Below are 7933 nucleotides of genomic sequence, written 5' to 3' on the forward strand. Positions count from 1 at the left end.
CGTTGGCCCCGTGCACGCCACAGGCGTCGAACACGGCGATTCCCTCTCCCATGGTAGCCAGGCTGGACTGGAAGGTCACGTGGTAGATTCCGAGAAGCATGAGGGGACCTCGCTCGCTGAAGGTTTCCTCAACCATAGCCAAGAACTGCGGACGAGGGAAGCCTGACGGACGATTATTCCGTAGTTCCTTTCAGCCAGATGACCGACAGCATGCGTCCCGTCACCCGGGCGGCCCGGTAGGAGAAGAACTCCTGCGGGTTGGACTGCGTGCACAAATCCACGCCGAAGATGCGCTCGGGCTTGAGCCCCGCCGTTTCCAGCTGATGCCGCGTGAGCCGCCAGAGGTCCACTGTGTCGGCCTTGCGGTTGAAAAAGGGCAGGAACTCCTGGCCGAACTCCTGGGCGAAGTGGACGAACTGGGCCTTGGCCGGGCCCAGGCTCGGCCCGCGCACGGCGTAAAGCTCGCTGGCGGCGCAGCCGTAATGCGCGCACAAGCGCGCCACGGCGCTGCCCGGCAGGTTCAGCACGTTGCCGCGCCAGCCCGCGTGCAGGGCGGCCACGAAGCGGCCGGATTCGTGCGCAATGAGGATGGGTTGGCAGTCCGCCGTCTTGATGCACAGCCCGACGCCAGGCGCGGAGGTGGCCAGGGCGTCGCCCTCAAGCGCGGCCCCGGCGCTGGCGAAGACATCCAGAGAAACCGGCGCGGGCTCCAGGTGCAGCGCGTCGCCATGCACCTGCTTCAGCTCGCACCAGTGCGACAAGCCCAGCTGTGCGGCCAGGGCGCGACGGTTCTGCGCCACGGCGGCAGGGTCGTCACCCACATCGAAGGACAGGTTGGCCCCGTCAAAGGGGGCTACGCTTGCGCCGCCCGTGCGGGTGGTGAAGGCGCAGGAGATTCCGCTCAGACCCGGAAAAGCAAACGGGACAGCGCCGATGGGCGCTTCCACCAGGGGGGCGCCCCCTACCGGAACCATTTGAGCTCGCGTTCGGTGCACACGGCCTGCACGGGCTCATCCCAGGCGTTAGTCGGCAGCACCGGCAGGCGCTGGAAATCATAGCACAGGCCGATGGTGACGGCCTCGTCCATCTCCGGCTTGGCCAGCAGGCGGTCGTAGTAGCCGCCGCCAAAACCCAGGCGATAGCCGTGGGCGTCGAAGGCCACTGCGGGCACCAGCACCAGGTCGGGCACGAAGGGTTCACCGGAGTCCTCGCGCGTGGCGCAGCACGGGGCGGGCTCCATGATGTTGAAGGAGCCCTCGGTCAGGTCCTCCTCGCAGGTGCAGGCGCACAGATCCATGAAGCCGGGCTGCTCCGGCCGGCAGCGCGGCAAAAGGGCGATGGCCCCGCGTTCCCACAGCTCCGCCAGAAGCGGGCGGGTGTCCACCTCGTTCTTGATGGGCCAGTATAGCAGCACGGACCAGGCGTTCTTCCACTCGGTCAGCGTGCGCAAACGCTCGGCCACGGCCAAGCTGGCTCGCTGGACCTCCTCCGGTGAGAGCGCCATGCGCTGCTCAACCAACATCTTGCGAAGCTTGTCTTTTTCCTGGCTCGCGTCGGTCATGATCCCCCCCTGAAAGGCCGGTTTCCGGGCACCCCCGCACCCTTTGCGCCGTGATTTTGTGTATGCTATGACCGCCTTGATTGGAAGCGGAAATATCCGCCCCCTAAGGGCGGGGACTGCGGCATTCCCCAATGGGGATAGGGGTATAGCCCAAGACTTCACGCAATGCAGGGAGCTGGCGAATGTACTGGATCGTGGTTGGCGATGTGCACGAGAGCACGGACCTGTTCGAACGCATCCCCGGCGTGGCCGGAGCCGAGGCATTGATCCTCTCCGGCGACCTGACCAACCGGGGCGGCCCGGCCCAGGCCGACCACGTCATCGAGGCGGCGCAGCGCGCCAACCCCCGCGTGCTGGCCCAGGTGGGCAACATGGACGAGCCCAGCGTCACCGGGCATCTTGCGGCCAAGGGGCTGAACATCCACCGCGAGGCCCTGCTGCTGGCCCCTGGCCTGGCCCTCATGGGCGTGGGCTACTCCACCATCACGCCCTTTGGCACACCCAGCGAGGCCACAGAGGCCGACATGGCCGCCTGGCTGGACGAGACCCACGCCAAGGCCAAGGCCCTGGTTGGCCCTACAGGCGATGGGGGCGGCCGCATCCTGGCCGTGATCCACAACGCGCCCCACGGCACCAGCCTGGACCGCCTGCCGAACGGCATGAGCGTGGGCAGCACCGCCGTGCGCGCCTTCCTCGACGCCGCCCAGCCGGACATCTGCGTCTGCGGGCACATCCACGAGGGCCAGGGCGAAGAGCGCCTGGGCCGCTGCCAGGTGCTGAATCCCGGCCTGCTCGCCGATGGCGGCTTCGCCCGCGTGGACCTGGAGAACGGCGTCCTCTCCGCCCGGCTGGGACGCATCTAGTGGCCGCAGGAATCGGCTGCCTGTTCGTGGGCAAGTGCCGCGAGGCCTCCTTGCGCGAAGCTGCGGACCTCTACGCCCTCAAACTCTCCCGTCTGGCCCGCTGCGAGGTGCTCACCGTGAAGGACGCGCCCGCCGCCTGCCCCCCGGCCGAGAAATCCCTGCGCGAGGGCCGCGACCTGCTTGCCAAGCTGCCGCCCGGCGCGGTGCCGGTCATCCTGGACGAACGCGGCGAGACCTGGTCCAGCCGCGAGCTGGCCGCAAAAATCAAGGCCTGGGAGGACGCGGCGCGCTCCCCCTGGTTCATGGTGGGCGGGGCCTACGGACTTTCCGACGAGGTGCGCGAACGCGCCAAAAGTGGCGGGGCCATGTTCTCCCTCGGGCGCATCACCCTGCCGCACGAGCTGGCCCGCGTGGTGCTGCTCGAACAGCTCTACCGCGCCGCAAGCATCAACAAGGGCCTGCCGTATCACCACGACTAGGGCATCACGACCACGCTCAGGACTCTCAGCCAGCACCACGCACAAGGACACGCATATGCTCGACAGCGCCTACCTGGACAAGCTCGCGGAATACTTCGCTTCCGGCGACCTGGCCTTTGACTTCGAACACGGGGACGAGGAGCGCCGTCAGGCGATTCTGGAGTATCTGGAAAAGCTCATGGACCTGGCCGATCAGGCCGACGAACTGGCCACCAAGCTCATCTTCAAAGGCGGCATGCTTCAGGCGCTGGCCAGCACGAGCGACCAGAAATAGCGGCTGCGGCCATCGGCCGGGTATTCGCGCACCCCGGAGAGCCGGAAGCCCGCGCCCATGTCCGCCCCCTGCTCCACCGGAGCGGCCTCGTTGGCCAGAATCACCAGCGTGCCGCCCGGGGCCAGCAGTTCCGCAGCCAGCGGCAGCAGCTGCGGCCAGGGCATGAACGCCCGGCTGAGCACCACGTCCGCGCGCTCCCGCTCCAGCTTGAAGCCCGGCAAGGCCGCCAGCGAGGCCTCGGCCCGGCCATGCAGCACAAAGGTGCGCGGCAGCTTGAGCGCGCCCACGGCCTGCGTCAGGAATATCGCCCGCTTCTCGCGCAGCTCCACCAGCACATAGTCGCCCCGCGGCCACAGCACGCGCAGGGGAATGCCCGGCAGGCCCGCGCCCGCGCCCAGATCAAGGGTCAGCGGGACTTCCGGCAGCGGCAGCTCCTTCAGGAACTCCGCCAGGTGCAGGCTGTCCGCCGCCAGGTCGCGGAACACGCCCGGCCAGTCCGCCCGGCCCACCAGGTTCATGGCCCTGTTCCACTTGAGCAGAAGCGTGAGGTAGCGCGAAAGGGCCTCGGCCTGCTGTGCGTCAAGCTTGAAGCCCGCGCGCCTGGCCTCGCCGGAGACTTCGCCCGGGGCCGGAGCGTAGGGGTTGTCGCTGCGTTTCTTGATCATGGGCGCTTTCTACGCGGGCGGAAGGATGAGGGCAAGAGCCGGGGGGAAGAGAACGAGGGGACCCGGCGCGGCATGGTGGCGAAGAGGGGCGCTCCCCGGGAAACGTGCGCCAGGGCGGCTACAGGCCCCAGTCCAGCCACACGCGCCAGGCGCTCACGCGGCCTTCGCGCAGCCAGAGCACGATGAACTTGTCGAAGCCGGGCGTGGGCGCATAGTCGGTGCCGGGAATGGGCTTATGCTCCACTCCCGGAAAGCCCCGGCGCGTCGCCTCCTCGCGGCTCATGGCCACGCTCACGCTGGCGCCGTAGAACCACATGGTCCCTTGCAGGCCCTTCTGGATGTGTTGCGGCGCGCCCAGCACCGCCTCCGCCTCGGCAGCCGTCATGCCGAGATGCAGGCCGGACTGCGTTGCGAGGCCCGCGTGCACGCCCGGCACTTGCGCGCATTTGGACAGCACGCGCACCTCGCGCTTGCGGGCGCGCACCTGGATCTCGCTGACTCTCTGGCAGTTCTCCGGGCATTTGGACAGCGTGAACAGGGCCACCGTGTCGTCGCCCGGGCGGGAGGACGCGTAGCAGAGCACGCGCTCCTCGTAGCCGCCCACGTTCAGGCGCGTGGTTGTGCCGAGGGTCCCCTCCACGTCGGCGCGCAGGCTTTCGTCCACGGTGAGCGTGGCGTTGCCCTCCGGCCCGAAGCCGACGAAGCGGTCGTGCGCCTCGTCGTAGATGCGGTCAGTTATTTCATCAGACATGGGCGTCCTGTAATCATACACTCTCTTACCGCCTATCAACGCGTGGTCGGCATCAAAGGCGAAGTATCTAGCGGAAAATTCCAGCATCTCCGCCTTCGAGCCGCGTTCGGATATCCCTGACCACGCCAAGTTTGGGCTGATAAGCAGCGCACAACCCAACAACAACATTCGGTTAGCCCACCACACGTATTTTCGCTCCTTGCAGTTCGCGGATGGCCATGCGTTCGCTTTTGCCGGGAATGATGATGCAGCCTTGAGAAGCCGTCCGCTCGCCATTAATTTTCCCCGCATGGATGTAGAACGTGTTCGGGTCGCGGCCCATGGCCCGCACGCGCTCGGCCGTGGCCGCATCCGGTACGAGGTGGATGAGGTTCTCGCCCTTACCGCGAGTGTCATTCTTGTTCCAGGTGACCTCGCCGATGGTCCAAGTGCCTTCGGGAATGACACCCAGATCCTTTATCCCCTGGCTGCCGGGGATGTTCACATGGCCCGGCGCGCCGGAATAGCCCTTGCCCTGTTGACAGGGTATGCTGAAGGCTGGCTGGTTGCAGGCCGGGAGGAATCCCCGGCCTGTGGCGGCGGATTGTCCGCAGTGTGGCCTTTCCGGCGGCGGGGGCGTGCTTGCTACTCGCCCAGCCCCATCTCGCGCAGGAAGGACGTGTCCTCGGTCCAGTCCTCGCGCACCTTGACCCACAGCTCCAGGTGCACGGGCCGCTCCAGCAAGGCTTCCAGCTCGATGCGCGCGGCGCTGCCGATCTTCTTCAGCATCTGCCCGCCCTTGCCGATGACCATGCCCTTGTGGTTGTTGCGCGCCACGTGGATGCAGGCGTTGATGCGCGCCTGGCCTTCCTCGGGCTCCTCCCACTGCTCGATCTCGACGATGGTGTTGTAGGGCAGCTCTTCTTCAAGCTGGAGGAAGAGCTTCTCGCGGATGGTCTCCGCGGCCATGAAGCGGATGGATGCGGTGGAGAGCTGGTCCTCGGGGTACTGGGCGGGGCCTTCGGGCAAAAGCCTGGTCAGCGCGGCCAGCAGGTCGTCCACGCCCTCGCCCGTGGCGGCGGAGATGGGGAACACCTCGGCCTGGGGGAAGGCCTGGCCGATGCGCAGCAGAAGCGGCAGCATCTTCTCCTTGGGCTTGATCTGGTCCACCTTGTTGGCGGCGATGAACACGGGCTTGCCCACGCGGCCCACGGGGTCGGTGAGGGGACGGATCTCGCTGTCGAAGAGCTGCGGCCTCTTGGCGTACAGGCTCACGTCCAGGATGATGACCACGGCGTCGGCCTGGTGCAGGGCGCCCCAGGCAGCCTCCAGCAGCAGGCGGTTCATGCGTCCGGCCATGCGGTGCACGCCGGGGGTGTCGAGGAACACGATCTGGGCGTCGTCCGTGCTGTGGATGCCGCTGATGGCGTTGCGCGTGGTTTGCGGCTTGGGCGAGACGATGGCCAGCTTCTGCCCCATGAGGCGGTTCAGAAGCGTGCTTTTGCCTGCGTTGGGCGGGCCCATCAGGGCCACGTGTCCGAAGCGGTGCGTGGTCATAAAATCCTTGGGTTAGAGTGCGATGCAGCCGTCATCGGTGACGACGACCATGTATTCCCAGCGGATGCCGCCCCAGGAGGCGTCGTACAGGCCGGGCTCCACGGTGACGACCATGCCGGGCTGGAACACGCCCTCGGTGCGGGGGGCGAGGCTCGGGCCCTCGTGGGTCTCCAGGCCGATGCCGTGGCCGAGGGAATGGGTGAACTGGCTCGCGCAGCCCGCGTCCTCGAAGACCTTGCGGGCGGCGTGGTAGGCGTCGGCGATTTTCGCGCCCGGGCGGATGGCCTGCATGCCGGCCTTTTGCGCGGCAATGACCAGACGCTTGGTCTCCTGGAAGCGCTCCGTGGGCTCGCGCCCGACCCAGAAGGTGCGCGTCTGGTCGGAGCAGTAGGCGTGCAGGCGGCAGCCCGCGTCCACCAGCACCAGGCCCTCGCGCGGGATCTTCGTCTCTCCGGGGATGGCGTGGGGCAAGGCGGCGTTCTGGTTCACGCCAACGATGGACGGGAAGGACAGGCCCTCGGCCCCGGCTTCGCGGAACAGGCGCTCGATCTGCCAGGCGGCCTCGTATTCGCTGATGCCCGGGGTCAGCACATCGGGCAGGGCGCGCATGACACGGTGGTTCAGCCCGCAGGCCGCGCGCAGCAGTTCGATCTCGGCGGGCTCCTTGATGCGGCGCAGCTCTTCCACCAAGCCGCTGGCCGGGATGAGCTCGAAGTGCGCGCGCAGGGCGTCGTAATCGAACACGTTCACGGCCCTGGGATCGAAGCCCAGGGCGCGCACGCCGCACCCTTTCAGCACATCGGCCATGGCCGCGTGCTTGCCCGCGCCGTAGATGAGGGTGTCTTCCACGGGCCACAGCCGCTTGGCGGCGTCGGTGAAGCGGGCGTCGGTCATGAGCAGATCGCGGCCGTTGGGTAGAATCACCAGCCAGCCCACGCTCTCATTGCACTGGGAGTCGAACAGCTCGAAGCCGGAGAGGTAGTAGCGGTTGGCGGCAAAGGTCACCAAGAGCGCGGGCAGCTTCTGCTCGGCCATGACGGCGCGCAGGCGCTCGCGCCTGGCTGCGAAGATCGCGGGATCGGTCAGTTCCACGAGTAGGTCTTCTCCGGTGTTTTTTCGATCATGCGCTCGGCCCATTCCACGCCCTGCATGAGGCTGTGGTCCATGTTGGCCACCTCGTACTTCCAGCCGCCGAAGCGCCCGCGCGAGTAGATGCCGTGCGCCTCCAGCCAGGGCTGGATGGTGCGCAGGGCCAGGTCGCGCTCCAGGCAAGGCACGGGGTAGCCGTAGTCCACGTTCAGCTCGAAGCGGCTCTCCACCTCGGCTTCCTTGGCCAGCAGGCCCACGGTCTCAAGCCCGGCCACGGTGCGGTCCAGGAGCCTCGAGAGGTCCTCGGGCTTGTGCTCGGAGTAGCTGGTCTCGCACATGAGGGCCGCGCGGTTCGGGTCGCTGCCCGGCACGTTGGCGGGCGCATAGTTATGGAAGTTCGTCACCCGGTAGAAGGGGCAGTCGCTGTCCGGGAAGTACATCCAGCAGCGGTCGTCCTCCGCGCCCTGGAACCGGGCCCGGCCGCGCGCGCCCACGCCGGAGACATGCACGCCGTTGTGCTTGAGCAGCTTGGCCGCCCGCACCAGGGAGTCCTGGGGCGAGGACAGCTGATTCGTAATCAGCAGGTCCAGCGGGCCGGTGTTCAAAAGCGCGCCGTAGCTGATGACCTCGCCCGCGTCCGTGGTGACGGTCTTGGCCTCGGCGTCCACTTTGGCCGCGCCGCAACCGTAGCGGATGTGCCCGGCCAGGGTGGCGG

The 7933-nt window shown here is 67.5% G+C and carries 10 protein-coding genes and 1 pseudogene; 3 read left to right on the forward strand and 8 right to left on the reverse strand.

Features of this window, described 5'->3' with window-relative positions:
* Positions 1–173: 173 nt before the first annotated feature.
* Positions 174–947 carry a peptidoglycan editing factor PgeF gene (gene pgeF, locus VN419_RS07435; RefSeq protein WP_325646052.1) on the reverse strand — a complete coding sequence of 258 codons (774 nt, stop codon included), beginning with the start codon at positions 945–947 and terminating at the stop codon, positions 174–176.
* A gap of 14 nt (positions 948–961) precedes the next feature.
* The gene (locus VN419_RS07440) at positions 962–1561 is read right to left on the reverse strand and encodes a 5-formyltetrahydrofolate cyclo-ligase (protein ID WP_325646054.1); all 600 of its coding nucleotides are present in this window, start codon (positions 1559–1561) and stop codon (positions 962–964) included.
* Positions 1562–1743: 182 nt separating this feature from the next.
* Here VN419_RS07440 and VN419_RS07445 point away from each other — a divergent pair, with 182 nt between their 5' ends.
* Genes VN419_RS07445 through VN419_RS07455 form a run of 3 tightly spaced genes read left to right on the forward strand, consistent with a single transcriptional unit; the run spans position 1744 to position 3177 of the window.
* The gene (locus VN419_RS07445; RefSeq protein WP_325646056.1) at positions 1744–2424 is read left to right on the forward strand and encodes a metallophosphoesterase family protein; all 681 of its coding nucleotides are present in this window, start codon (positions 1744–1746) and stop codon (positions 2422–2424) included.
* The gene (locus VN419_RS07450) at positions 2424–2903 is read left to right on the forward strand and encodes a 23S rRNA (pseudouridine(1915)-N(3))-methyltransferase RlmH (RefSeq protein WP_325646058.1); all 480 of its coding nucleotides are present in this window, start codon (positions 2424–2426) and stop codon (positions 2901–2903) included. The genes VN419_RS07445 and VN419_RS07450 overlap by 1 nt, the downstream gene beginning before the upstream one ends.
* Positions 2904–2958: 55 nt before the next feature.
* Entirely contained in the window at positions 2959–3177 is a 219-nt protein-coding gene (locus VN419_RS07455; protein ID WP_325646060.1) for a hypothetical protein, read from the forward strand.
* Here the strand turns inward: VN419_RS07455 and VN419_RS07460 are convergent.
* From VN419_RS07460 to VN419_RS07485, 6 genes and pseudogenes are all read right to left on the reverse strand, one after another.
* Positions 3144–3842: a 16S rRNA (guanine(527)-N(7))-methyltransferase RsmG gene (locus tag VN419_RS07460; protein ID WP_325646062.1), complete on the reverse strand. Its 699-nt coding sequence runs from the start codon at positions 3840–3842 to the stop codon at positions 3144–3146. The two genes, VN419_RS07455 and VN419_RS07460, sit on opposite strands and share 34 nt — an antisense overlap.
* A gap of 118 nt (positions 3843–3960) precedes the next feature.
* Entirely contained in the window at positions 3961–4593 is a 633-nt protein-coding gene (locus VN419_RS07465; RefSeq protein ID WP_325646063.1) for a hypothetical protein, read from the reverse strand.
* A 172-nt stretch (positions 4594–4765) separates the two neighbouring features.
* Entirely contained in the window at positions 4766–5287 is a 522-nt protein-coding gene (locus VN419_RS07470) for a tlde1 domain-containing protein (protein ID WP_325646065.1), read from the reverse strand.
* Positions 5218–6129, reverse strand: coding sequence for a GTPase Era (era, locus tag VN419_RS07475; protein ID WP_325646067.1), 912 nt, complete (start codon positions 6127–6129; stop codon positions 5218–5220). The genes VN419_RS07470 and era overlap by 70 nt, the downstream gene beginning before the upstream one ends.
* A 12-nt stretch (positions 6130–6141) precedes the next feature.
* Positions 6142–7221, reverse strand: coding sequence for a Xaa-Pro peptidase family protein (locus tag VN419_RS07480; protein ID WP_325646069.1), 1080 nt, complete (start codon positions 7219–7221; stop codon positions 6142–6144).
* Positions 7212–7933: pseudogene (locus tag VN419_RS07485) on the reverse strand (amine oxidase); the annotation flags it as partial. The gene VN419_RS07480 and the pseudogene VN419_RS07485, both read right to left, overlap by 10 nt.

Origin of the sequence: Humidesulfovibrio sp. (assembly GCF_035560995.1) — a bacterium.
Classification (GTDB): Bacteria; Desulfobacterota; Desulfovibrionia; order Desulfovibrionales; family Desulfovibrionaceae; genus Humidesulfovibrio.